Below are 25,556 nucleotides of genomic sequence, written 5' to 3'. Positions count from 1 at the left end.
TGACGGGAATTGAACATGGTGCAGGCCCATTGGCTGGACATCGCCGGGATCCGGGCCGGTCTTGAGGGCGGTACGCTTGGCGCCGAGGCGCTGGCCGAACACCAGCTGACCCGGATTGCGGCGCGGCGGGACAATGCCATCGTCACGCTGACCCCCGATCTGGCCCTGGATGCCGCGCGGCAGGTCGACCGGGGCCAGCTGACCGGCCCGCTGGCCGGCGTGCCGATGGTCATCAAGGACATTGTCGATGTGAAGGGCGTTGCGACAACCGTGGCCATGCCGTCGCGCCAGGATCATCGGGCCAGTGCGGATGCGACGGTGGTGGCCCGGCTGCGGGCGGCCGGGGCGGTGATCCTGGGCAAGGCCAACATGACCGAAGGCGCCTATGCCGAACATCGCCCGCCCTTCGGCGCGCCGGTCAATCCCTGGAGCGCGGATCACTGGTGCGGTGCGTCCTCCTCGGGCAGTGGCGTGGCGGTGGCCGCGGGGCTGGCGACCGCTGCAATCGGAACGGAAACCGGCGGGTCGATCCGTCTGCCCTCGGCGATGAATGGGACAACGGGGCTGAAGCCCACATGGGGGCGGGTCAGCCGCCATGGCGTGCACGAACTGGCCGCCAGCCTGGATACGGTCGGCCCGCTGGCCCGATCGGCCGAGGACGTGGCGCGGATCTATCAGGTCATTGCCGGGCATGACCCGCTGGATGCGACATCGACGACCCGCGGGGTGGAGAGCGACACAGGCGATCTGCGCGGCTTTCGCATCGGGGTCGATCCGCGGTTTGCCGGGGTGGATGTCGATGCCCAGGTCAGCGCGGCGCAGGAGGCGGCGATTGCGGTGCTGGTGGCGCAGGGGGGCCGGATCGTGCCGGTTGCCATGCCCGACACGTCCCGCCTGATCTGGGATTTCTTCGATATCTGCGCGGTCGAGGCGGCCATCGCCCACAGGGATCATTTCGATGCCCATGCAGACAGTTACGGCCCGGTCCTGGCCGATGTGATCCGGCGTGGCCGGGCCTTGGATGCCGTCGCCTACGAAGACTTGCAGCGCCGCCGGCGCGCCTTTCGCGGGGCGCTGGATGCGGTGCTGGACCAGGTGGATGGCGTGTTGTCCCCGGTCCTGTCCTTCCCGGTGCCGACCTCGCGGCAGATGGCGACCTGGAGCGACGAGCTGATTGGCGGGCTGCATCGGTTCACCTGCCCGTTCACCATCTCGGGCCATCCTGCAGTCTGTTTCCCGGCCGGGGTCTGTTCGGCGGGGCTGCCCATCAACCTGCAACTGATCGGCCGGGCCTTTGGCGAGGCGACCCTGCTGCGCGGGGCCAGGGGCTTTCAGGCCGTGACCGATTACCATCTGCGGCATCCCGAAGAGCTTTCGAGGTGAAGGAGTTCGTTCCGAGCGGGCCCGGCCCTTGCCGCTGTCGCGCCGTGCGGAAACGCCAAAGGCCGAACGCATTTAAACCTCATGCAGCCGCCTGCCCTTGGCCCGCACCCCCTTCGGGTTCGAAATATTCAAGCTGGCCGAAAACCCTGCCTTCAGACCATGCGGAGTCTCCCCATGCCCCATCTCGTTCGCGTCATCGTGCCCATCCCCCTGCCGCAAGAGGCGCTGGACGCCTTTGCCGCCCAGTTGCCGCCCGATCTGATTGCCCCGGGTTTCGCGGTGGATTTCGTCGGTACCCGCAATGGCGGCCAGCTTGGTGGCGACCAGATGGAGGCATTGCTGTTCGATGCCTTTGTCTATGATGCCGGGGTCAGCGCCGAACGCGACGGCTGCGCGGCGGTCTGCGTGAATTCGATGAGTGACAGCGGCGTGGCCGCCCTGAGGGCGCGTCTGAACATCCCGGTTGTCGGCTCGGGCGCCACGGCGCTTTTGATGGCCTGCCAGCTGGGCGGGCGCTTTTCCATCGTCTCGATGTGGGACCGCTGGAACCACTTCTACAAGAAGATCCTTGCCGAGCAGGGCCTTGCTCCGCGCTGTGCGTCCTTGCGGGATGTCGGTGTCCGGCCCGACACGGCCGAGCTGCTGGCCGGCAAGGAAGATTTCATCTTTGACGCGCTCGAAGCCGAATGCCGCCGCGCAATCGACGAGGACGGGGCCGAGGTCATCGTTCTGGGCTCGACCACGATGCACCAGTCGCATGCCCATCTCGCCCGCGTGCTGCCCGTGCCGGTCATCAACCCCGGGGTGGTGTCCTACAAGGCGGCCGAGGCCCTGGTGCAGATGGGCCTGGCCCAGTCGCGCGCCCAGTATCACACGCCGGAACGGCCGATGGACGACATCTTTGCCCATGTTCCGGCCGTTTTCCCCTGAATTCCAAACCTGCAGGAGCATTTCGCCATGGCGCAGATCAACCCGATGCTGGTCCCCGACCGGTTCAAGCTTGGCACCTTTTCTTCCAATTGTTCCGGCGGCATGTCGATCACCAAGGCACCCGAACGCTGGTCGGCCAGCTGGGACGACAACCTCCGGCTGGCCCAGATGTGCGATGCGGCCGGGCTGGATTTCATGCTGCCCGTGGCCCGCTGGGTGGGCTTTCCGGGCGACGAGATCGAGTTCATGCGGTCGGTCCTGGAAACCACGACCTGGGCGGCCGGCCTGCTGGCCGCGACGCGGGATATTGCCGTGATCTCGACGGTGCATACCGCGGTCAACAATCCGGTTGTCGTGGCCAAGCAGATCGCCACGCTGGACGCCATCGGCAACGGCCGGGCCGGGCTGAACATTGTCGCGGGCTGGTTCGAACCGGAATACAAGGCGCTTGGCCTCGATCTGCCCAAGGATCATGACACCCGTTACGGCTATGCCCAGGAATGGTACGACATCATCCGCAAGCTCTGGACCGATGACGACCGCTTTGACTGGGCCGGCAAGTATTTCAACCTCGAACAGGTCTATACCGATCCCAAGCCCAAGCGCGGATCTGTGCCCATCCTGAATGCCGCCGGCTCGGCCGAGGGCCGCAAGTTCGCCCTCGACAACGCTGATTTCCTGTTCACCCCGGCGATCGACATCGAGCGGTCCAAGGAAGAGGTGGCCGAGATCAAGGCGCGGGCGGTCGACAATGGCCGGCCCATCGACGTGATCACCTTCTCGCATGTGGTCTGCCGGCCGACCGAACAGGAAGCCCGTGATTTCTATGATTATTACGTGGGACAGACCGATTGGAAGGCGACCGATTACGTGGTCGACGTGCAATTTGCCACGGCGCAATCCTTCCCCCATGACCTGCTGATGATGATCAAGGAGCGCATGGCCGCGGGCCACGGGGGCTATCCGCTGATCGGCACGCCCGAACAGGTGGCCGATGGCATCGAACAGCTTGTCGATGCGGGGTTCGGCGGCACCGGGCTGTCCTTCGTCAATTATGCCGAGGAATTCCCCTATTTTGCCGAAACCGTGCTGCCGATCCTGGAAAAACGCGGCATCCGCAACATCAAGCGGTGAGGCGAAGGGCGGGCCGGATCAACCGGCCCGTCCCGGTGGCCCCGTCGGCAGGGTGGCCAAGTTTTGTCTTACGCCAGCGGCAAGCCGTTGATATATGAAATAATTGAACCCGAAACATGATGAGAGGCCGGTGCATGACCGCAGAGCCCAAGCACGAGATCACGGACGAAAACCTGGCCCGCCAGCGCCTGCGTCTGTGGCTGCAGATGCTCAAGGCAACGCGGTTCGTGGAAAACCGCCTGCGTGAGCGCCTGCGCGAAGGCTATGACACGACGCTGCCCCGGTTCGACGTTCTGGCCGCGCTGCATGCCCGGCCCGAAGGCATGAAGATGACCGAGCTGTCGCAGCATCTTGTCGTGTCGAACGGCAACGTGACGGGGGTGGTCGACCGGCTGGTCTCCGAAGGGCTGACCGAGCGCTGCCCGATGGAAAACGACCGCCGGGCCTTCCTGGTGCGGATCACCGACAAGGGCCGGGCGCTGATGGATGACATGGCGGCCGAACACCTGGGCTGGATCGACGAGATGTTCGAAGAGGTGGCCGAAACCGACGCCGCGCGGGGCATTTCCATCATGCTGGACATCCGCAACCGGACCTGAGCCGCGTCGCCGGCCCAAGCCTTGATCACCTTGGCCCGCCAGATGCGCGCTGATCCATTTTGAACTTGAAGTATTTCCGCGCGGGCGCTGTCATGGCCGCAACCCCATGACATGCACGACGGGAGCTTCACCATGCCTTCGCAGACAACCATCGACGTCGCCATCATCGGCACCGGCATCAACGCGCTGACGGCCGGGGCGATGCTGGCCCGGTCCGGCAAGCGGGTGGTGCTCTTTGAGCGCGAAGAGGTGGCCGGCGGCTGCATGCGCACCGAAGAGCTGGCGCCGGGGGCGGTTCACGACCCGCTGGCCACGACCTTTGTCCTCTGGGTGACCGGCGCCGCGCATGGCGCCCTGGGGGAAGACCTGGCCCGCCATGGTGTTGAATTCCTTGCCACCGACACGCCGACCGGTGTTCTGCTGCCCGATGGGCGGGCGCTGACCTACAGCACCGACCGGGCGCGGAACGTGGCGGCCTTTGACGCGGCCCATCCCGGTGACGGGGCGCAGCTGGCAGCGGATCTGGATGCCTTTGCCGGCAATGCCGGGCTGCTCTTTGGCCTGATGGGCGGCGATCCCTGGTCGAAAGGCACGGCGCGGCTGCTGGGCAAGGAGGCCTGGGCGCGGGGGCCGCACGGGTTGGCCACGACGCTGGGCGGAGCGCTGCAATCCATGCGGGGCTGGCTGGAAACCTCCTTTGAAAGCGAAATATCCCGGGCGCTCTGGGCGCCGTGGTGCCTGCATGCCGGCCTGGGCCCCGAAGCGGCCTTTTCCGGCCAGATGGGCCAGGTCATCGGCTTTGCACTGGAGGCCGCGAGCGCGCCGGTGGTCAAGGGGGGCGCGGCCAACATGGTGCGTGGGCTGGTGGCCATCATCGAGGAAAACGGCGGCCAATTGCGCACCGGCGCCGAGGTGGCCGCGATCCGGGTGGACAACGGCCGGACGACGGGCGTCGAATTGGCCTCGGGCGAGGTTGTCGATGCCGCGACGGTGCTGGCCTCGGTCACGCCCAACCAGCTCTACGGCGATCTGCTGCCCGGCGACGATCATGCCGAGGATCTGCGCAAGTATCGCTATGGAAAGGGGAATTTCCAGATGCATTACCTGCTCGACGGGCCGGTGCGGTGGAAGACCCCGGGCCTTGAGACGGTGCAGTTGCTGCATCTGACACCGGGGCTGGACGGCGTGTCGCGGGCCGGCAACGAGGCCGAGCGCGGCCTGTTGCCCGAGGTGCCGACGATCTGTGTCGGCCAGCCCTGCGCGGCCGATCCGTCGCGCGCGCCCGAGGGCCAGAGCCTGCTCTGGCTGCAGATGCCCGAGGCTCCGCGCCATGTCAAAGGCGACGCCGCCGGGCAGATCGCACCGCCGCCCGACGGCCAGTGGACCGAAGCGCTGCGCGAGGCCTTTGCCGACCGGGTCGAGGCCATCCTTGCGCGGCATATCGAGGGCTTTCCCGACAATGTCCTGCGCCGCCAGGCCATCTCGCCCGGCGATCTGCAGGGCTACAACATGAACCTGGTGGGCGGCGATCCCTATGGCGGGGCCTGCACGCTGGACCAGTTCTTTCTGTGGCGGCCCTTTGCCGGCAGCCGGCGGCACCAGACCGGTATCAAGGGCCTCTACCACATCGGCGCCTCGACACACCCGGGACCGGGCCTGTCGGGCGGGTCGGGCTTTCTGACGGCGCGCGAACTGGGCGCCTGACCGCGCCGCGTGGGGCGACGCCACGTCGCGCCCCGTTGCGTCGCGCGCAAACTAGACGACCGGTCTATTCATTCCTAGGTAACACTCATGACACGCGCCAACCGAAGTGAATCCACCCGCCAGGCCATCCTGGACACCGGCCGCCAGCTGGTCACCCACGGCGGATTCGCCGCCATGGGCCTGTCGGCGCTGCTGAAGGAAAGCGGCGTGCCGAAGGGTTCGTTTTACCATTACTTCGCGTCCAAGGAGGCCTTTGGCCGGGCCCTGCTGCGCGATTACGTCGACGATTACCTGGCCCGGGTGGATGCCATCGGCCAGCGCGACCTGACCGGGGCCGGCAAGTTTGCCGTGTTCTGCGGGGCCTGGCTGGACGAGGACCGCGCCTCGGGCCTGGTCAGCACCTGCCTGGTCGTCAACCTGGGCGCCGAGGTGGCCGAGCTGTCCGAGGGCATGCGCCAGGTGCTGGACGACGGCATTGCCGCGCTGACCGACCGGCTGGCCGCGATGCTGCGTGAAGGCCAGGCGGATGGCTCGCTGCGGCTGGACGCCCCGGCCGAGACCCTGGCGGCCGTGTTCTACGCCCAGCTGCTGGGCGCCGCCATCCTGGCCAAGCTGGCGCGCGACAGCCGGCCGCTGGCCACCGTCATCACCGATATCGAGACGCGCCTGCAGACCGGCGCCTGAAAGGAAAACCCGATGAAAGCTGCCGTACACGACCAATTCGGTGAACCCGCCGACGTGCTCACCCTGCGCGATGTTCCGGCCCCCGAGCCGGCCGCCGGCCAGGTGCGCATCCGCACCATCCTGGCGCCCGTGCACAACCACGATCTCTGGACGATCCGGGGCAATTACGGCTACAAGCCGCCGCTGCCCGGCGCCATCGGCGGGTCCGAGGCGGTGGGCACCGTCGAGGCCTTGGGCGAGGGCGTCGATGCGGCGCTGCTGGGCCGGCGCGTGGCCGTGGCCGGGGTGCATGGCGCCTGGGCCGAGCTGTTTCTGGCCCCGGCGGGCGGGCTGCTGCCACTGCCCGACCAGGTTTCCGACGAGATGGGCGCGCAGCTGATCGCCATGCCGTTTTCGGCCATCTCGCTGCTGGATACGCTGCAGGTCGGGCCGGGCGACTGGATGATCCAGACGGCGTCGAACGGGGCGGTCGGCCGGATCATGGCCGGGCTGACCCGGGCGCGGGGCATCAACCTGGTCAGCCTGGTGCGCCGGGACGAGGCCGCCGTCGAGCTGCGCGCGGCGGGCATGGACAACGTGGTGTCGACCTCGGGCGAGGGCTGGATGGATGCCGTGCGCGCCATCGTGGGCGAAGGCCGGGTGCTGTCGGCCGTGGATTCCGTTGGTGGCGAGCTGTCGGCCCGGCTGGTCGACCTGCTGTCGCAGGATGGCGAGCTGGTGGTCTTTGGCACGGCGACCGGCGCGCCGATGCCGCTGAGCTCGGGCGCGCTGATCACCAAGCATGTGACGGTCAAGGGGTTCTGGGGCGCGCGGGTCAGCGCCGAGATGGAACCGGTCAAGCGGGCCGGGCTGATCGGCGAGCTGGTGACGCTGGCCGCCCAGGGGGAACTGCCAATGGGCACCGGGGGCATCTTCGGGCTGGACCAGCTGGACGCGGCGATGGCGGCCGCGCTGACCCCGGGGCGGGCGGGCAAGATCCTGCTGCGCCCGTAAGCCGGGCTTTTGCCGGCGCGCGGGGCATCCCTGCGCCGGCGCGATGCCCCGTGCCGATCAGGCCCGCCGCATCCGGGCGATGATCCGGTCGGGGCAACAGTTTTGTGGACAAGTTCCGCCAAAGCTGGCACTGCGAAGGTGCCAGCTTTGGCAGGCGGCCGTGTGGCCGCCCCCGGCAAGCACCCTCGATGGATCCGAAAGTCAGATGGTTGTGCCGGGTGCCTCGCCCGGCCGGGTTGAGCGATGCGCGTGTCGGAAATCTCCGAACTTTATGAATCCGAACGTCACAGGCTGGAACAGCAGGTCCGATGGAAAGTCGGCTGTGCGGCCATTGCCCGCGACATCGTGCAGGATGTGTTCCTGCGCCTGATCGAGCGCAACCAGCCCGGCCCGGGCAGTGCCGCGGCCTTTCTCAGCCGGGCGGCGCGCAATGCGGCCATCGATCACCTGCGGGCTGAACGGGTGCGCCGTGATTACGTGCGGGCCAGCCTGCCCGAAGAGCCGGCGACCGGCTCGGCCTTCGAGGCGACCGCCGCCCGTGAAGAGCTGGACCGGGTGCGCCGGGCGATGTCGGCCCTGCCCGAGACGACCCGCGACATGTTCCTGCTGAACCGTGTGCATGGCCTGAGCTTTCGCGAGATCGCGCAGCGCCATGGCCTGTCGGAACGGGCGGTGGCCCGGCACATGGCCCGGGCGGTGGCCGCCTGTGCCAGCGCCGTGGATGCGCCTTGACGCCCCACCGATGATACGTGTCAAACCCGCAGCCAGACGAGCCCCGGACCAGAGATGACCCAGACCGAAGACACCCCCGTTCACGACAAGGCCCGGCAGCAGGCGGCCCGCTGGGTGGTGCGCCTGTCCGAACGGCCCGACCTGGCCGACAGCCGCCGGTTCCGGCGCTGGCATGCCGCGCCGGCCAATGCCGCGGCGTTTGGTGCCGCGCAACGGGCCTGGGGCCTGGCCGGGTCGGCGGGGGCGGGGCTTGCCGTAGCGCCGCCACGGCGCGCGGATCACCGGCGCCGGGCCAGGCGACCGGCGATGCGGGCTGCCGGGCTGATGGCGGCCGTTGCGCTGGTGCTGCTCTGTGGCCTGGCCCTGCGCGGCGATCTGCTGGTCGGCTGGCGGGCCGATTATGCCACGGCCCGGGGCGAGACGCGCGGCCTCACCCTGGCGGATGGGTCATCCGTGCTGCTGGACGCGGGCAGCGCGCTGGACGTGGTGGCCATGGGCCCCGACCGGCCCGAACGCATCGTGCGGCTGGTGCGGGGCCAGGCGTTCTTTGACGTGGCGCATTCCGGCGCGCCCTTTGTCGTCGAGGCCGGTGAGGCCCGCATCCGCGTGCTGGGCACGCGGTTCGATGTCCGGCTGATCGACGATGGCACCAGTGTCGTGCTGGAAGACGGCGCGGTGTCGGTGGCTGCCGATGACGCGCCGGGACAGACACTGAAGCCAGGGCAGGGGCTGCGGGTTGCCCCGGGCGATGTCGGCCGGCCGGTGGCCGTCGATCTGGACGAGGCCACGGCCTGGCGGGCGGGGCGCTATGTCTTTTACGACCGGCCGCTGGCCGAGGTTGTCGAGGCGCTGGAACGGCATGGGCCGGGCCGCCTGGTGCTGGCCGGTGCGGGACTGTCGGCGCAGCGGGTCAGCGGCAGCATCCTTTTGGCCGACAGCGCCGCCGCGCTGGATGCCCTGGCCCAGGGCGCCGGATTTCGGATCCTCAACCTGCCCGGCGGGATAAAATTTCTTGTTCGTTAACAACGACATGTAAATTTCTTTCAAAAAAGGTAGGAAATTCCGCGTCAGTGAATGCCCCGCTGATCCGTCAATCCCTTGAAAGCCGGTCGATGAAACCGGGCTTCGGGACAGATGAAGATGGAGACGGTCACATGGGGAAACGGCGACAGGCCAGGGCGGGGCTGCTGGGCAGCGCCTGGATCGGGACGGCACTTTGGATGGTGCCGGTCGGCATGGTGGCCATGGCGCCGCAGGTGGCGCAGGCCCAGCAGACCTACAATTTCGACGTTCCGGCCCAGCCGGTGATGCATGCGGTCAACCAGATCGGGCGGGTCGGCGGGTTCTCGGTCGTGTTCTCGGGCAATGGCGACGGGCTGGTCAGCGCGCCGGTCACCGGCAGCCTGACCCGCGAAGAGGCCCTGGGCCTGGCGCTGGTGGGCACCGGGCTGACCTATGATTTCACCGGGGCCAACACCGTGACGGTTTCGATGCTGGAGCCCTTCGATGTCGAAGGCGAAAACGGGGCCGGCGAATTGCTGGGCACCATCGTGCTGACGGCGTCGGGCTATGAACAGCAGATCGACGACGCGCCGGCCACGATCACGGTTGTCGACCCGGTGGAATTCGTCAACCGGCCCTATGAAACAGTGGCCGACGCCCTGCAGGACAAGCCCGGGGTGTTCATCGAGAATTCGGGCGAGCTGAACGGCGGGTCGGTCACCATTCGCGGCATGACCGAGGATTACGTGCTGTTCATGGTCGACGGCAAGCCGCTGGGCTCGTCGCAGGAAGCGTTCTACAACGGATGGGGCACCGGCCAGAAAAGCGGGTACCTGCCGCCGGCCTCGGCCATCGAGCGGATCGAGGTCATCCGCGGGCCGATGTCGTCGCTCTATGGCACGGATGCGGCCGGTGGGGTGGTCAACGTGATCACCAAGCCGGTGACCGACGAATGGACGGGCACCCTGTCGGTGGGCGTGACGATCCAGCAGGACAGCAAGGCCGGCGGCCAGCAGCAGGCCGATTACTACCTGGCCGGCCCGCTGGTGAAGGACCGACTGGGCCTGGCGCTTTATGGCCGGGTCTACAACCGGCAGGAAGACCAGTTCCTCGACGGGTTCCCCTCCGGCTCGCGGCTGAACCAGGGCGGGCGGCTGAGCTGGGTGATGACCGAGACGCAGACGCTGGAATTCGATGCCAGCGTGTCCAGCCAGGATTACGGCCGCACCCCCGATACCACGGGATCGGACGACGGATCGGTGCAGAACCTCCAGCACAGCTATGCGCTGACCCACCGGGTCGAATGGCAGCCGGGGCTGGAAACCACGACCTACCTGATGTCGGAAACCGTCGATATCGAGAACAACGATTACACCTCGGTCTACGAGAACCTGTCGTTCAACACCTCGACGATCATGGAAACCCGCAACAACATGCTGACCTTCGGGTTCAACCTGCGCGACGAGCGCACCAAGCATGACGAGGCGCGGTTCGACGGGTCGGTGGCCACCGATCTCAGCCGCTGGCAATATGCGCTCTTTGCCGAGGACGAGCTGACGCTGACCGACGATTTCACCGTCACCATGGGCGCGCGGTGGGACAACAACGAGAATTACGGCTCGCATTTCACGCCCCGGCTCTACGGGGTCTACCATGCCTCGCCGACCCTGACCCTGAAGGGCGGGGTCAGCGGCGGCTACAAGGTGCCCGAGCTCAAGCAGGCCGATTCCAACATCATCGAACCGGCCGGGCGCGGGGCCGGGTGGGACCAGGGCAACACCGATCTGAAACCCGAGACCAGCACCAACTACGAGCTGGGCATGGTCTGGACGGGTTATTCCGGCGTCCAGGCCGGGCTGACGGCCTATTACACCGAATTCCGCAACAAGATCGAACGCCAGGAAATCTGTTCGACCCCGGACGGCCAGGCGCCCAGCTGTTCCTACAACGGCCAGTCGCGGGAATGGATCCGGCAATATGTCAACCAGGACAGGGCCCGGTTGCACGGGCTGGAAGCCACGCTGGATTTCTGGCTGGGCGAGGTCGATGTCAGCATGAACTACACCTATTCCGACAGCGAGATCACCAGCGGCGAGGATGCCGGCCAGCCGTTCAACGAATTGCCGCTGCACATGGCCAACCTCAACATGGGCTGGCAGGCCACGGACAAGCTGGGCACCTGGGGCCGGGTCCGCTATCGCAGCGAGACCAATGCCTCGGAAACCGACCGGGTGCCCAGCTATACGATTGTCGACCTCGGGCTGACCTATGATTTCAAGGACAACGTGCAGGGCGCCTTTGGCATCTACAACGTGCTGGACAAGCAGATCGACAGTTCGACCTATGGCAAGGCCCTGGATGGGCGCCAGTTCTATGTCGGCCTGACTTCGTCCTTCTGAGCCATGCCCCAGCCAAATCGCAGCCATCCCGCGTCATCCCGTGCCATCCAACAGGAGACAGCCAGATGAACCGCCCGCCCGTCCTTCGGACATTGGCCCTTGGGCTTGCCCTTTGCCTGTGGCTTGCGGCCGGCGTCCTGCCGGCCGGGGCCCAGGCCATTGATGCCACCGATGTGCCCGCCTATCCGCCGCTCTTCGCGCCGTCGGATGCCGCCGGGGGGGCACGTGACATCGTGTTGCTGGGCGCTGACCTGGTCGAGATCGCCGTGGCGCTTGGCGCGGCCGACCGTATCCTGGCGCGTCCGGCCGATATCGACCTGCCCGGGATCGGTGACACGCCGCACCAGGTGCGCGAATGGGCCGGGGTCGAAGGCATCGTGGCCATGCGCCCGGGCCTTGTCATCGCGTCGAACGTGCGGTTCGACACCCTGCGCGCGGGGCTCGAAGAGCTGGGCATCGACACGGTGCTGATCGACCGCAGCCTGCCGGCCACGGACAAGGTCCGCCGCTTGGCCGCGCGGCTGGGGCTGGACGACCGGGGCGCCGCGCTGGTCGCGGCGATCGAGGCCGATTATGCCCGGGCGGCGGCGCTGCGGCCCGAGCGGGCCGAACCGCTGCGCATCATCCATGCGTCGAAACAGGGCGCGGGCGGCAATTTCACCGTTGGCGGGGCGGGCACCGGGGTGCACAACCTGATCGAACGGGTGGGCGCGATCAATGCCGCCGCGGTGATCGGCATGGACCGCTATCGCTCGGTCACGCCCGAGGGCATCATCACGATGGCGCCCGACGTGATCCTGGTGGCCGACAGCGAATTGCCGGCCTTCGGTGACCTTGACGGGTTCTGGCAGGATTATCCCGGCGTGGCGTTCACCCCCGCCGGGCAGGACCGGCGGATCATCGTCATGCGCCAGCTGCACCTGCGCGACGATGCGGCCTCGTCGGGGATTGCCGCGCTGGCCCTGGCCCGGGCGCTGGCCGGAATCGACGACCGGCCATGACCGCGCAGCCCCATCCGCCCCTGCGCCGGCCCGCGGATCCGGTGCCGGTGATCGCGCTGCTGCTGGTCGTGGCCTTTGTCGTCGTGCTGGTGTCGTCCATTGCGGTCGGCGCCGTGCCCCTGAGCCTGTCAGACGTGCTGCACGCCCTGGCCGCGCGCCTGGGCGATGCGCCGCTGACCCGCGACGAGGCCCTGAATGCCGCCGTGGTCTGGGACCTGCGGCTGGCCCGCAGCATCACGGCCATCCTCGTGGGCGCCAGCCTGGCCACCTGCGGCGCGGCGATGCAGGGGCTCTTTGGCAACCCGCTGGCCGATCCGGGCATCGTCGGCGTGTCGTCGGGCGCCTCGCTGGGGGCGATTGTCGTCGTGGTGCTGCAGATCTCGACCTTCGGCATCTGGACCCTGCCGGTCGGGGCTTTCCTGGCCGGGGTGGGCACGACCTTCCTGATCTATGCGCTGGCCCGGCCCGGGCGCGGAGGCACTGACAGTTCGCGCCTGCTGCTTGTCGGTATCGCGGTCAACGCCATCGGCGGGGCCTTTGCCGGATACCTGACCTATCTGGCCACGGCCGAGCAATTGCAAAGCCTCATGTTCTGGTCGATGGGCTCGCTGTCCTCGGCGCGCTGGCTGACGGTGGGCATCACCGTGATCCCGACGGTCGTGGGCATCACCCTGCTGATGGTCTGGGCCCGGCCGCTCGACCTGCTGGCGCTTGGCGAACGGCAGGCCCGGCACCTGGGCGTCGACGTGCGCGCGCTGCGGCGCAAGCTGATCTTCGTCACCGCCCTGCTGGTCGCCGCGGCGGTGTCGTTCAACGGCACCATCGGCTTTGTCGGCCTTGTCGTGCCGCATCTCTTCCGCCTGATGATCGGGCCGGGCCACCGGCGGCTGATCCCGTTTTCGGCGCTTGGCGGCGGGTTGCTGGTGATGCTGGCCGATATCGCCGGGCGCACGCTGGACCCGCCCAACGAAGTGCCCATCGGTGTCATCATGGGCTCGCTCGGCGGGCCGTTTTTCCTATGGATGATCTGGAAGGGCCGCCGGTTCGGCCTGCGCGGCGCATGATCGGGGTTGAACACGTCTCGCTCGGCATCGAGGGCAAGCTGTTGCTCGACGATGTCTCGCTGCATTGCGCGCCGGGTAGCCTGACCGCCCTTGTCGGGCCGAACGGCGCGGGCAAGTCGACCCTGCTGTCGGTCATCGCCGGCGACCTGGCCCCCGACCGGGGCCGCGTCACCCTGGGTGGCCAGCCGCTCGACCGGCTCGGCGTGCGCGCGCTGGCCCAGCTGCGCTCGGTCTTTCCCCAGGGCTCGGACATCCGCTTTGGCTACATGGTTCAGGAAGTGGTCGAGATGGGCCGGGCCTTTCGCGACCTGCCCCCGGACGACGATGCCCGGGCCGTGGACGCGGCCATGGGCCAGGCCGAGATCACCCACATGGCCTGGCGCGACGCCCAGACCCTGTCGGGCGGCGAGCAGGCCCGGACGACCTTTGCCCGCGTTCTGGTCCAGGACACGCCCGTGGTCCTGCTGGACGAACCCACCGCCGCGCTGGACCTGCGCCACCAGGAACGGGTGCTGGCCGGTGCGCGTTCCCTTGCCACCGGAGGCGCGACGGTGCTGGCCGTTCTGCATGACCTCAACCTCGCGGCGGCCTATGCCGACACCGTGGTGCTGATGGAAAACGCGGCCATCGTTGCGGCCGGGTCGCCCTGGGAGGTTCTGACCGCCGCGCGGATCGAGGCGGTCTATCGCCAGCCCGTCTGCATCCTGACCCATCCCGAACGCGGGTGCCCCGTCGTTCTCACCACTTGAAGGACCCTTGCCATGACCCATCTCGATGCCCCGGCGGTTGCCGCCGTTCTCGACCGCGAACATGCCGCCGCCCGAGCCCAGCGGGCCGAACGGGGCCGCGCCGCCAACCGCACCGCCTCAGGGACCGCGCCCGTCGATTTCCGCACGTCCGACCGCCACCGCACGGCCTACCTGGCCATCGGGCCGGACCAGGGCCGCTGGCTCTATGGCGTCGTGCTGGCCACCGGCGCGCGCGAGATCGTCGAGTTCGGCAGCTCCTTCGGGATTTCCACGATCTACCTGGCCGCGGCTGCGGCCGAGACAGGCGGGCGTGTCACCGGCACGGAATTCCACGCGCCCAAGGCCGACAAGGCCCGGGCCAACCTGGGCGACGCCGGGCTGACCGCCGAGATCCTGCAGGGCGACGCGCTGGACACGCTGGCCGGTGACGGGCCGGACATCGACCTGCTGTTCCTCGACGGGGCCAAGGACCTGTACCTGCCCGTCCTGCGCCTGCTGGAACCGCGTCTGCGCAAGGGGTCGGTGGTCATTGCCGACAACATCCCGCTGGACCGCGAGACCGATTTCATCAAGGCGGTCAGCGCGTCCGGCGGTGGCTATGTCACCACGGTGATGCAATTCGGCAAGGGCGGGATGAGCCATTCGGTGCGGCTGACCTGATCCCCGGGCCGTGTGACCCCGGGCGTGGACCCCCGCGCGGCGCGGGGCTAGGCTGCGGGCCAATCCGCCACCGGCGACCACGGAACGGGGCCCCATGCACAGCACCTCCCACATCGCGCAGCGCCTGCTGACCGCCTATGACGACATGCCCCGAGGCGAGCGCAAGCTGGCCGACCTGCTGCTTGAGGATGTCGAGGTCGTCGGCCAGTTCACCGCCGCCGACCTGGCCGACCAGGCCGGGGTGTCCAAGGCCACCGCCGCGCGGCTGTTCCGCCGGCTGGGCTATGCCGGCTACCGCGAGGCCCAGCGGGAGGTGCGCGAGGCCCGGGCTGCCGAACCCGCCGCGCCCCAGGTGCCGGCCCTGGCCGGCGGCACCCTGTCGCCCGGCGAATACCTGGATGCCGAGGTCAAGCACCTGGTCCGCTCGTTCGAGGCCCTGCCCGCCGACCAGGTCACCGAAGCCGTGCGGTTGCTGTGTTCGGCCGCCAAGCTCTGGGTCGTGGGCTTCGGCGAGGATTACCCCCTGGCGCTCTTTGCCCGGGCGATGCTGATCAAGGTCTTTCCCGACATCCGCATGATCCCGCTCAGCGGCTTTCCCGTGCCCGAGGAATTTGCCTCGATCAAGCCGGCCGACACGGTCCTCGCCTTCGGCGTCGGCCGGCGCAGCAGCGAATTGCGCAATGTCATCGGCTCGTCGCGCCGGGCGGGCGCGCGGATCATCCTGGTCACCAATTCGCTGGCCGCCGGCGACAAGCGCGGGGCCGATGTCATCCTGCGCGGCCGGCGCGAAGGCCCGACGCTGTTCGGCTCGATGACCGCTCCGGTCAGCCTGGTGACCTATCTCTGCGCCCGGGTCGCCTCGGAAACCGGTGATTCGGCAGTGGCCCGGCTGCGCCATATCGAGTCGATCCATTCGCAATGGGCTGAAGAAAGCGGCAGACCCGAGTGAGCCGATTTCACAGCTGAAAGCTTGGGGCGAATGCCGCCCTGCAGAAAGCATCATTTCTGAAATTCTAGAAATCATTTGTGAACTTTTCTCTTGTCTGGTGGCCCGTCGCCCGCCCAGCCTTTTCGTCAGTCGTGCCTCGGCCGAGGCATCGCGACCCAAGCTCATGGAGGCGTTTGGAATGGACGGAAGACACTTGGAAAGATTCTGGCGGCCGGCGATGCTGGGCGCCGCGCTGGCCGGGCCGCTGGGCCTGGCAGCCGGCGGGGCCGGGGCGCAGGAACTGGTCTGGGCGCGCTACGGCGACATTTCCAGCCTGGACCCCCACCGCGCGACCAGCACGCTGTCGATGCAGGTCTGGGACCAGATCTATGACACGCTGCTGGCCTTCGACATGGAGGGCACGCCCGGCCCGAACATGGCGAAATCATGGGAGGTCAGCGACGACGGGCTGCAATACACCTTCACCCTGAACGACGGCATCACGTGCCACGACGGGTCGGCCTTTGACGCCAACGACGTCAAGTTCACCATCGACCGGGCCTTTGGCGACACGCCCAGCCTGACACGCACCAGCTGGGGGCCGATCACCGATGTCACCGTGGTCGACCCGCTGACCGTCACCGTCACCCTGGGCAGCACCTTTGGCGCCTTCCTGCCGTTCCTGGCCGACAGTTTCTCGTCGATGATCTGCGACACCAACACGGCCGAGACCTTCGGATCGTCCACCGCCATCGGCACCGGGCCGTTCAGCCTGGTCGAATGGGTCAAGGGTGACGAGATCGTGCTGGATACCAACCCCGAATACGTCAACTGGGGCGAACCCGTGGCCAATGACGGCCCGCCGCAATTCGACAGGCTGATCATCCGCACCGTGCCCGAGCCGCAGACCCGCCTGGCCGCGCTGCGCACCGGTGAGGTGCATATCGCCGAACCGCCCTTCGACGATGTCGAGGCGATCAAGGCGGCCGGCGACCTGGACATCGTGGTGGCCGACAATACCGGCCAGAACGTGTTCTGGGAATTCACCGTGTCGCGCCCGCCCTTCGACGACATCCGCGCCCGCCAGGCCGTGGCCTATGCCACCGATGCCCAGATGGCCATCGACATCATCTACGGCGGGCTGAGCCAGCGCGAATGGTGCCCGATCGCCCGTGGCGTGTTCGGCAACGACCAGGAGTTCTGCAAGCAATACGGGTACGAGTACAACCCCGAAAAGGCCACGGCCCTGCTTGAGGAAATGGGCTATGGCCCGTCGAACCCGCTGGAAACCACGATGTTCGTCTGGACCGGGGGCAACCGTCACAAGCTGGCCGAGATCTTCCAGGCCCAGCTGGCCCAGGTCGGCATCAAGGCGGCGATCGAGATCATGGACATCGGCACGATGAATGCCCGGGTGAAGGAGCAGAACGAGATCACCGATCCGTCGACGCCCGGCACCTTCGACATGATGACCTGGTCCTGGTACGACCCCGACATTCTCTACCAGCTGTGGCATTCGCCGGGGGCCTATTCCGGGTTCCAGAACGCCGAACTGGATGCCATGCTGGAAGAAACCCGCACCACGATCGAGCCCGAAGCGCGGCTGGAAAAGGTCCAGGCGGTCATCAAGTACCTGATGGAAAACGCCGTGCACGTCGGGCTGTACACGCCCGGCTGGGAATGGGTCTTTGCCGTGCGCCCCGAGGTCGAGGGCTTTCAGGTCGGGCCGTTCCTGCATCCCAACTTCCAGAACGTGACCCTCAGCGACGGCTGACAGGTCCATCTGCCGGCGCATCCGCCCCCGGGCGCTGCGCCGGCCCCGTATTCCGCCGGAAGGGAGCCCCATGGGCAAGTTCATCGTTCAAAGGTTGCTGGCCGCATTGGTCACGATCTGGATCGCGACCATCGCCGTCACGATCCTGATCCACCTCGTGCCGGGCGACCCCGTGCGCATCATGTACGGCAGTTTCCAGACCACCCCCGAAGAGCTGGAGGCGATCCGCGTGCGGCTGGGCCTGGATCAGCCGATCTGGACCCAGTACGTCATGTATATCGGCCGTTTGCTGCAGGGGGACCTGGGCAATTCCATCGTCGGCGATCAGCCGGTGCTCGACATCCTGCTGACCCGCTTCCCGGCCACCCTGTCGCTGACCCTGGCCTCGTTGGCCATTGCCGTGGTCGTGGGCATGAGCCTGGGTTTCCTGGCGGCCTACAAGCGCGGCACCTGGGTCGATGTGGGGGCCATGGTGCTGGCCATCGTCGGCGTATCGATGCCGCATTTCTGGCTGGGCCTGCTGCTGCTCTTCCTCTTTGCCCTGCAATTGCAATGGCTTCCCGTGGCGGGCGGCGACTGGCGCTCGCTGATCCTGCCGGCGCTGACGCTGGGGCTGGCCAATGCCGCCGTGCTGGCCCGCCTGACGCGTTCGGCCATGATCGACATCTTCGACCAGGACTTCGTGCGCACCGCCCGGGCCAAGGGCCTGCCGAAATCCGTCGTGCTCTACCGCCATGCGCTGCGCTCGGGCCTTGTGCCGGTGGTGTCGATGCTGGGCCTGCAATTCGCCTATCTCATGGGCGGGGCCATCGTGGTCGAAAACGTCTTTGCCTGGAACGGGGTCGGGCGGCTGGCCATCGAGGCCGTCTTTGCCCGCGACTATCCCCTGATCCAGGGTTTCATCCTGTTCTTTGCCACAATCGTCGCGCTGGCATCGGTCGTCATCGACGTGGCCTATGCCTTCCTCGACCCCCGCATCCGGTACGCGTCATGATCCATGGTTCGACCACGGCCGAGCTGGCCGACGATCTTGCCACCACCGGCGCCGCGCGCAGCCGCGGATTCTGGCGCGCCCTGCTGGCCAGCCCCTCGGGGCTGATCGGCCTCTTCGTCGTCGGCCTGCTGGTCTTCTGCGCCGTTGCCGCCCCGGCCATCGCGCCGTTTGACCCCCTGCGCATGGCCGCCGGCCCGCGGTTGCAGGCGCCATCGGGCGCGCATCTGATGGGCACCGACGATTTCGGCCGCGACGTGCTCTCGCGCATCCTATACGGCGCGCGACTGACCCTGCAGATCGGGGTCATTGCCGTCGGCATCTCGCTGACCTGCGGGCTGCTGCTGGGCCTTGTCGCCGGCTATTCCTCGGGCTGGACGGAACGGGTGCTGATGCGGCTGGTGGACGTGCTGTTTTCGTTCACCGAGATCGTCATCGCGCTGGCCTGCCTTGCGATCTTCGGCGTCGGGCTGACCAATGCCATGATCGCCATCGGCATCGCCTCGATCCCCTTCTACGCCCGGGTCACCCATTCCGTCGTGCTGGTGGAAAAGGGCAAACCCTATTTCGAAGCCGCGGTCGCCGCCGGCGCGGGCCATGTGCGGCTGATCTTCGTGCATCTTCTGCCCAATGTCGTGCCCACGCTGATCGTCATCGGCACTTTGGGCGTATCCACCGCCGTCCTCGCCGCCGCGGGCCTGTCCTTCCTGGGCCTCGGCGCGCAGCCGCCCCAGCCCGAATGGGGCTTCATGCTGTCCTCCTCGCGCGACCTGATCAGCCGGGCGCCCTGGATGATGATCTTCCCCGGCCTGGCCATTGCCATCACCGTGCTCGGCTTCAACCTGCTGGGCGATGGCATCCGCGAGGCGCTCGACCCGAGGCAGCGCCAGAGATGAGCGCCGAGATGATCACGGAGACACCCGACATGACCACCGACACCACCGGCGCCGCGCCGCTGCTGTCCGTCCGCGACCTGACCATAGCCTTTGGCCGTGGCAGCCGCCGCCACCGGGCCGTGCGCGGCCTGTCCTATGACCTGATGCCGGGCGAGACCCTGGCCATCGTGGGCGAAAGCGGATCGGGCAAGAGCGTGTCGTCGATGGCCCTGCTGGGCCTGCTGCCGCCGCGCTCGGCGACCATCGAGGCGGGCACGGCACACTTTGCCGGCCGCGACCTGCTGGCCCTGTCGGATGGTGACATCCGCGGCATCCGGGGCGACCGGATCACGATGATCTTCCAGGAGCCGATGACCTCGCTCACGCCGGTCCTGCGGATCGGGTTGCAGCTGACCGAGGCGCTGGTCGAACACAAGGGCATGAGCCGGGCCCAGGCCGATACCCGCGCGCGGGAGATGCTGGAGCTGGTCGGTCTCGACGATCCGGCCCGGCGGCTGAAGCAATTCCCGCACGAAATGTCGGGCGGCATGCGCCAGCGGGTGATGATCGCCATGGCCATGGCCGCCGATCCGGCGATCCTGATCGCGGATGAGCCGACGACCGCGCTGGACGTGACCGTGCAGGCGCAGATCCTCGACCTGATGCGCGATCTCAAGACGCGGTTCGGCACTTCGATCATCCTGATCACCCATGACATGGGGGTCGTGGCCGAAATGGCCGACCGGGTCGTTGTCATGAACAAGGGCCGCAAGGTCGAGGAAGGGCCGGTGGGCGAGATCTTTGCCGCGCCGAAAGAGGCCTATACCCGCAAGCTGCTGGACGCCGTGCCCCGCCTGGGCGCCTATGCCACGGCCGCCGCGCCACGTCAGGTTGTGGCCAGCCCGGCCAACCCGGTCGAGACCGGCGGGCGGCTGCTGCACACCCGGGGCATGAACAAGACCTTCCGCGAAAGCGGGCTCTTTGCCTCGCGGGCCGGTACGGCGGCGATGCAGGACGTGGGATTTGACCTGGACGCGGGTGAAACGCTGGCCCTGGTGGGCGAATCCGGGTCGGGCAAGTCGACGACGGGACGCGCCGTGCTGCGCCTGCTGGATCTCGATTCCGGGGTGATCGAGGTTGATGGCGTGGACATGCGCGGGCTGTCCACGGCCGGAGTCCGCAAGGCCCGGCGACAGATGCAGATGATCTTCCAGGATCCCTTTGCCTCGCTGAACCCGCGTATCAGCGCCGGGCGGCTGGTGGCCGAACCGATGGTCATCCACGGGCTGGCCTCGGGCAAGGAGATGGAGGACCGGGTCGAACAGCTGTTCCTGCGCGTGGGCCTCGAGGCCGACCATATCCGCCGCTATCCGCATGAATTCTCGGGCGGTCAGCGGCAGCGGCTGTCGATCGCCCGGGCGCTGTCGGTCAATCCCAAGCTGATCGTGGCCGATGAACCGACCTCGGCGCTGGATGTCAGCGTGCAGGCGCAGGTGCTGGAACTGATGCTGGAGCTGCAGCAGAGCCTTGGTCTTGCCTATCTCTTCATCAGCCACGACATGGCCGTGGTCGAGGAGGTCTCGCACCGGGTGGCGGTCATGCGCCGGGGCCGGATCGTCGAGATCGGGCCGCGCCAGGCGGTGCTGAACGACCCGCGCCATCCCTATACGCAGGCCCTGCTGGGCGCCGTGCCCGTGCCCGACCCGGCGCGGCGGCGGGGGGCCTTGCCGGCGATGGACCCGGCCCTCCTGCCGATGGGGCCGCTGGTCGAGGTGGCCCCGGGCCACCGGGTGGCCGGGGAGGGCGCCGCACCGTGACCATAGGAATTGCAGTCTGCGGACCCGATGCCGCCCGCGCGGCGCTGGCCGGCCTGGAACGGGTCGAAGCGGTTGGGCGGGGGGCGATCGGCGGCTTTGTCAGCCTGTCCGTCATCCTGCCCGACGGCACCCTGGCCAACCTGGGCACCCAGCGCGGCGGGGCGCGGGCGCTGCTGGCCCTGCCGGGCTTTGCCGGTGTCCGGCCGGCCGGGCTGGCCGTGCTGATGTCGTCGGGACCCGACCGGCCCGAACCCCTGTCGCAGTTCACCCCGGGCGATCCGGCCGTCGGGCTGATGACCGGCCACAGGCTGCCCAACATGCCCGGGCCGGACGGCATCGCGCCCAATATCGCCGCGTTGCGGGCCATGGCCGGGGGTGCCGCCCCGGCCGAGGCCGTGGCCCGGGCGCTGGCCGTCGATCCCCAGCTCGACGCCGGGCTGATCGCCATGACCACCCGGGGCGAGCTGGCCGTGCTGGATTCGCCATCGATGGCGGCCCGGGGCGATACCGGATCAGCGCTTCATGTCTCGCCGGGATTGTCGGTGGCGGTCTTGCACAACACGATCTTTCCGCATCACGCGCTGGCCGACCTGGCCGTGTCGGCGGTGCGCGATCACGTGGCCCCGGCTGACCTGGCCCCGCATTCGGGGTCAGCCCTGGGCCATGTCGTGCATCCCGGCCCGCGCCGGGCGCTGCGGATCGGGCCGCAGGGCATCGCCGGGTTCGAGGCGCCGGGGCCGCAATGGCAGGGGGCGGAATGGGATGGCTGCCCGGTGCGGCGCGGCGATCCGGTGCTGTCGGGGGGGCGCAGGGTCGGCCGGGTGGTGGCCGAGGCCTATTGCATCCTGCGCGGTGGGCTGGTCACGGCGACCCGTGGCAGCGACACAATTAGCTGGTCATTGTCCGACGACGACCCGGACCCGCCGGGCTGAGCCGGTCTCCGGCGGGGCAGGGGGCCGGGGCATCTGCCCCGCCCGGCGCCACCGCCGAAGACCCGCAGGACGGGATCAGGCCGCGCCGAAGAAGGGCGCGGGCGTGAGGATCTTGTTGACCTGCGACAGCAGGTTGCCGCTCTCGGCGCTGAGCTTGAGAAACTTCTGCCAGTCGGGATCGGCGGCCAGCGCGGCGCGACGGCGGGCCCGGTCGGCGGCATCTTCGTAGACCCAGACATGGACATAGGAATTGACGTCGCCGGTCTCGACCGCGGCATAGACCACCGGATCGCCCAGGTGGCGGCGCTGCACCTCCCAGCCGTGTTCCTCGTAGAGCTTCATGTGTTTCTTGATCCGCCCGGGGTGGCAGGTGTAGGTGCGGTGATCCAGTATCATCAGGGTTCCTTTCGTCTTAGAAGTCGGACCAGGTCGGCCAGGGAATAGGCCGTCATCACCGCGCCCGAGACGGGGATCGCGGCGTAGAAGAGAGCGGTGGGCAGCGACAGGATCGGCGTGACGGCCCGGGCCTTGCGGGCCAGCGACAGGCCGTACCAGGTCATCGCCACCAGGAAACACAGGCTCAGCAGCACGACCACGATCCGCAGCAGGCGCGAGGCCCGGGGGGGCAGGCTGTCGGGCAGCCAGTCGACGCGGAAATGTTCGTGTTCGCGCCAGAGCGCCGCGGCCCCCATGAAGACCATCCAGGCAAACAGGCCCTGGACGATCTCGTCGAACCAGGCAAAGCCGGCCAGTTGCAGCGTGCGGGCCACGACATTGACAAAGAGCAGCCCGAAGAGCCCGGCGAAACAGGCGATGGGCAGGGCGCGCAGCAGCTGGCCGGCGAGATGATCCAGCCGCCTCATTGGCCCAGCACCATGTCAGGCAGCCAGGTCGACACGGCCGGGATGGCAATGACCATCAGCAGCACGATGACCAGGCCCAGCAGGTAGGGCAGCAGGGCCCGGGACAGCCGGCCGACCGACATGTCGGCCACGGCCGAGACGGCAAACAGCACCATGCCCACCGGGGGCGTCAGCAGGCCCAGCATCGAACACATGATGATGATCACGCCGAACTGCACCGGGTCGACGCCGATCTGGGCCATCACCGGGGCAAAGAGCGGCACGGTCAGGACGATCACGGCGATGCCTTCCAGGAACATGCCCAGGATCAGCAGGATCAGCACGACGATGGCCATGATCACGGCCGGGCTGTCGGAAAAGCCCAGCAGCGACGAGACAAGCGCATCGGGCACCCGCTGGTGAACCAGCAGCCAGCCAAAGAACCCGGCGGCGGCGATGACGAACATCACGGCCACGGTGCTGACCAGGGTCTCCCAGAAGATCGCCGGCAGCTGGCGCGGGGTGATCTCGCGGTAGACGACCATCGACAGGAACATGGCATAGGCGCTGGCCGCCACGCCGGCTTCGGTCGGGGTGACGATGCCGCCGAAGATGCCGGCGATGATGATGATCGGGGTCAGCAATGACAGGGCGGCGCCCTTGAAACTGTCCCAGATCTCGGCCCAGTCGATGTGATCGGCCCGGGGCATCTTGTGGCGCAGGGCGATCAGCCAGACGGCGGCCATCAGGGCCAGGGCCATCAGCACGCCGGGCACGACACCGGCCAGGAACAGCTTGGCCACCGACACCCCGGTGATCGAGGAATAGAGCACGAAGGGGATCGACGGCGGAAAGACCGGGCCGATCGTCGAGGAGGCAGCGGTGATGGCGGCCGAGAAATCGGGGTCATAGCCCTTGTCGGCCATGGCCTTGAGTTCGACCTTGCCCAGCCCGGCGGCATCGGCCACGGCCGCGCCCGACATGCCTGAGAAGAACAGCGAGGCCAGCACGTTGACCTGGCCCAGCCCGCCGCGCACATGGCCGACACAGGCATTGGCAAAGCGGAAGATCCGCTCGGTGATGCCCCCGGTGTTCATCAGCGTGCCGGCGAGGATGAAGAAGGGAATGGCCAGCAGGGTAAAGCCCGTGGTGGCCGAGAACATCCGCTGGGGCATCATCGCCAGGATGCGGAAATCCCCCTGCAGGGCATAGAACCCCACCGCGGTCAGGCCGAGCGACACGGCGATGGGCACGCCCATGATGATCAGCACCATCAGGGCGCCGAGAATGAGAAAGGTCGTCATGATAAAACCTGGCAGGCCCGCCCGCGGCCGGGATCGGCGCGGGCGGACGGGGTCAGTCGAGGAAGCTCAGGAAGGTGTCCATGTTCTCGCGGCCCGAATATTCCGCGACGCGGTCCCGCGCCGGGCCCATCAGGGCGGCAAAGGGCGCCAGGTTGGGCCGGGTGACCTGCATGCCGGCCTCTTCCAGCGCGGCGATCTCCTTTTCCTCCTGGGCGATGACCAGTTCGCGCATCATCTGCCCGGCCCGCACGCTTTCCTCGCGCAGGATGGTCTGTTGCGCCTCGGTCAGCCCGTCGAAGACGTCCTTGTTGATGACATGGACCATCGAATTGTAGACATGCCGGGTCAGCGCCAGGTTTTCCTGAAAGTCGTTCAGCTTGTAGTGATAGATCACCCCGATCGGGTTTTCCTGGCCATCGACGACGCCCTGGTTCAGCGCGTTGGGCAGCTCGGGAAAGGCGATCTGCGTGGTCGAGGCGCCCAGCCCTTCAAGTGCCGCGACGATCTGCAGCTCGGGCGGCGTGCGCAGCTTCAGCCCGGCGACGTCCTCGGGCGTGTTGATCGGATGTTTCGAATTGGTGATGTTGCGGAACCCGTATTCCCAGTTCGACAGCAGCACCAGCCCCTGGTCTTCCAGCTTGGGCCCGGCCCAGTCGCTGAACGGCCCGTCCAGCACCTGGTGCGCCTCTTCGTAGCTGGAAAAGGCAAAGGGCGTCATCACCGTGCCAAAGGCCTTTTCGTACTTGTCCAGCCCGCCCTGGGTCGGCAGGTTCATCTCGATGGCGCCCAGGATCGTCTGTTCCAGCTGTTCGGGCGGGCTGCCCAGCTGGTTGGCCGGGTAGAGCTCGACGGCAATCGCCCCGTCGGTGCGTTCCGCCACGGCCTCGGCAAAGCTCTGGGCGGCGATGTGGCCCGGGTGGGTTTCGGCGGCGAAATGGGCCAGCCGCAGGGTGACATCCTGGGCCAGCGCGCCGCCGGTCATCAGCGCCGAGACAGCGCCCGAAATCATCAGTGTTCTGAGCATCTTTTGGTTCCTCCCTGTGATGCATGGCTGCGCCG

24 protein-coding genes are annotated in these 25,556 nt (G+C 67.9%); 20 read left to right on the top strand and 4 right to left on the bottom strand.

Annotated features, from left to right (window positions below; translation table 11 throughout):
* Window positions 1–15: 15 nt before the first annotated feature.
* The 20 genes from ACK3BB_RS24055 to ACK3BB_RS23960 all read left to right on the top strand — a co-directional run bounded on the left by ACK3BB_RS24055 (window position 16) and on the right by ACK3BB_RS23960 (window position 22,351).
* Window positions 16–1,383, top strand: a complete 1,368-nt coding sequence (locus tag ACK3BB_RS24055; protein WP_428929379.1) for an amidase — start codon at window positions 16–18, stop codon at window positions 1,381–1,383.
* A gap of 174 nt (window positions 1,384–1,557) precedes the next feature.
* Window positions 1,558–2,313, top strand: coding sequence for an aspartate/glutamate racemase family protein (locus ACK3BB_RS24050; protein WP_428929378.1), 756 nt, complete (start codon window positions 1,558–1,560; stop codon window positions 2,311–2,313).
* Between the two features lie 27 nt (window positions 2,314–2,340).
* On the top strand, window positions 2,341–3,447 hold the full coding sequence (locus ACK3BB_RS24045; RefSeq protein ID WP_428929377.1) for an LLM class flavin-dependent oxidoreductase: 1,107 nt from the start codon (window positions 2,341–2,343) through the stop codon (window positions 3,445–3,447).
* Window positions 3,448–3,581: 134 nt separating this feature from the next.
* Window positions 3,582–4,046: a MarR family winged helix-turn-helix transcriptional regulator gene (locus ACK3BB_RS24040; protein WP_428929376.1), complete on the top strand. Its 465-nt coding sequence runs from the start codon at window positions 3,582–3,584 to the stop codon at window positions 4,044–4,046.
* A gap of 132 nt (window positions 4,047–4,178) precedes the next feature.
* Window positions 4,179–5,750 carry a phytoene desaturase family protein gene (locus ACK3BB_RS24035; protein ID WP_428929375.1) on the top strand — a complete coding sequence of 524 codons (1,572 nt, stop codon included), beginning with the start codon at window positions 4,179–4,181 and terminating at the stop codon, window positions 5,748–5,750.
* Window positions 5,751–5,837: 87 nt separating this feature from the next.
* A complete protein-coding gene (locus tag ACK3BB_RS24030; protein ID WP_428929374.1) occupies window positions 5,838–6,434 on the top strand; it encodes a TetR/AcrR family transcriptional regulator in 597 nt (198 codons plus the stop codon).
* Between the two features lie 12 nt (window positions 6,435–6,446).
* Complete coding sequence (locus ACK3BB_RS24025) at window positions 6,447–7,427, top strand: zinc-binding dehydrogenase (protein WP_428929373.1); 981 nt, start codon at window positions 6,447–6,449, stop codon at window positions 7,425–7,427.
* A 243-nt stretch (window positions 7,428–7,670) separates the two neighbouring features.
* Window positions 7,671–8,159 carry an RNA polymerase sigma factor gene (locus ACK3BB_RS24020; RefSeq protein WP_428929372.1) on the top strand — a complete coding sequence of 163 codons (489 nt, stop codon included), beginning with the start codon at window positions 7,671–7,673 and terminating at the stop codon, window positions 8,157–8,159.
* A gap of 54 nt (window positions 8,160–8,213) precedes the next feature.
* Entirely contained in the window at window positions 8,214–9,182 is a 969-nt protein-coding gene (locus ACK3BB_RS24015) for a FecR family protein (RefSeq protein ID WP_428929371.1), read from the top strand.
* 131 nt (window positions 9,183–9,313) lie between these two features.
* Window positions 9,314–11,560 carry a TonB-dependent receptor domain-containing protein gene (locus tag ACK3BB_RS24010; RefSeq protein WP_428929370.1) on the top strand — a complete coding sequence of 749 codons (2,247 nt, stop codon included), beginning with the start codon at window positions 9,314–9,316 and terminating at the stop codon, window positions 11,558–11,560.
* Between the two features lie 65 nt (window positions 11,561–11,625).
* Window positions 11,626–12,561 (top strand): heme/hemin ABC transporter substrate-binding protein, encoded by a 936-nt coding sequence (locus ACK3BB_RS24005; protein WP_428929369.1) that lies wholly within the window; start codon window positions 11,626–11,628, stop codon window positions 12,559–12,561.
* Window positions 12,558–13,625, top strand: coding sequence for a FecCD family ABC transporter permease (locus ACK3BB_RS24000; protein WP_428929368.1), 1,068 nt, complete (start codon window positions 12,558–12,560; stop codon window positions 13,623–13,625). Before ACK3BB_RS24005 ends, ACK3BB_RS24000 begins: the two co-directional genes overlap by 4 nt.
* Window positions 13,622–14,374 carry a heme ABC transporter ATP-binding protein gene (locus ACK3BB_RS23995; protein ID WP_428929367.1) on the top strand — a complete coding sequence of 251 codons (753 nt, stop codon included), beginning with the start codon at window positions 13,622–13,624 and terminating at the stop codon, window positions 14,372–14,374. The genes ACK3BB_RS24000 and ACK3BB_RS23995 overlap by 4 nt, the downstream gene beginning before the upstream one ends.
* Before the next feature lie 12 nt (window positions 14,375–14,386).
* Entirely contained in the window at window positions 14,387–15,034 is a 648-nt protein-coding gene (locus tag ACK3BB_RS23990) for an O-methyltransferase (protein ID WP_428929366.1), read from the top strand.
* A gap of 94 nt (window positions 15,035–15,128) precedes the next feature.
* Window positions 15,129–15,983, top strand: coding sequence for a MurR/RpiR family transcriptional regulator (locus ACK3BB_RS23985; RefSeq protein ID WP_428929365.1), 855 nt, complete (start codon window positions 15,129–15,131; stop codon window positions 15,981–15,983).
* A 193-nt stretch (window positions 15,984–16,176) separates the two neighbouring features.
* On the top strand, window positions 16,177–17,736 hold the full coding sequence (locus ACK3BB_RS23980) for an ABC transporter substrate-binding protein (protein ID WP_428929364.1): 1,560 nt from the start codon (window positions 16,177–16,179) through the stop codon (window positions 17,734–17,736).
* A gap of 70 nt (window positions 17,737–17,806) precedes the next feature.
* On the top strand, window positions 17,807–18,730 hold the full coding sequence (locus ACK3BB_RS23975; RefSeq protein WP_428929363.1) for an ABC transporter permease: 924 nt from the start codon (window positions 17,807–17,809) through the stop codon (window positions 18,728–18,730).
* Window positions 18,727–19,623, top strand: a complete 897-nt coding sequence (locus ACK3BB_RS23970; RefSeq protein ID WP_428929362.1) for an ABC transporter permease — start codon at window positions 18,727–18,729, stop codon at window positions 19,621–19,623. The genes ACK3BB_RS23975 and ACK3BB_RS23970 overlap by 4 nt, the downstream gene beginning before the upstream one ends.
* A gap of 29 nt (window positions 19,624–19,652) precedes the next feature.
* On the top strand, window positions 19,653–21,419 hold the full coding sequence (locus ACK3BB_RS23965; protein WP_428929391.1) for an ABC transporter ATP-binding protein: 1,767 nt from the start codon (window positions 19,653–19,655) through the stop codon (window positions 21,417–21,419).
* Window positions 21,416–22,351: a DUF6963 family protein gene (locus ACK3BB_RS23960; RefSeq protein ID WP_428929361.1), complete on the top strand. Its 936-nt coding sequence runs from the start codon at window positions 21,416–21,418 to the stop codon at window positions 22,349–22,351. Before ACK3BB_RS23965 ends, ACK3BB_RS23960 begins: the two co-directional genes overlap by 4 nt.
* 75 nt (window positions 22,352–22,426) lie before the next feature.
* On the opposite strand, the gene ACK3BB_RS23955 is transcribed toward ACK3BB_RS23960, so the two are convergent.
* From ACK3BB_RS23955 to ACK3BB_RS23940, 4 genes are read right to left on the bottom strand one after another with little or no spacing between them, the layout of a single operon-like run.
* A complete protein-coding gene (locus ACK3BB_RS23955; protein WP_428929360.1) occupies window positions 22,427–22,747 on the bottom strand; it encodes an NIPSNAP family protein in 321 nt (106 codons plus the stop codon).
* The gene (locus tag ACK3BB_RS23950) at window positions 22,747–23,214 is read right to left on the bottom strand and encodes a TRAP transporter small permease (protein WP_428929359.1); all 468 of its coding nucleotides are present in this window, start codon (window positions 23,212–23,214) and stop codon (window positions 22,747–22,749) included. The genes ACK3BB_RS23955 and ACK3BB_RS23950 overlap by 1 nt, the downstream gene beginning before the upstream one ends.
* Entirely contained in the window at window positions 23,211–24,497 is a 1,287-nt protein-coding gene (locus ACK3BB_RS23945; RefSeq protein WP_428929358.1) for a TRAP transporter large permease, read from the bottom strand. The genes ACK3BB_RS23950 and ACK3BB_RS23945 overlap by 4 nt, the downstream gene beginning before the upstream one ends.
* A 52-nt stretch (window positions 24,498–24,549) precedes the next feature.
* Window positions 24,550–25,521, bottom strand: coding sequence for a TRAP transporter substrate-binding protein (locus ACK3BB_RS23940; RefSeq protein ID WP_428929357.1), 972 nt, complete (start codon window positions 25,519–25,521; stop codon window positions 24,550–24,552).
* Window positions 25,522–25,556: the final 35 nt, after the last annotated feature.

This window comes from Marinibacterium sp. SX1 (assembly GCF_050389775.1).
GTDB lineage: Bacteria > Pseudomonadota > Alphaproteobacteria > Rhodobacterales > Rhodobacteraceae > Marinibacterium.
Note: the sequence above shows the minus strand (reverse complement) of the source record. Positions and strands in the feature narration are given on the sequence as shown.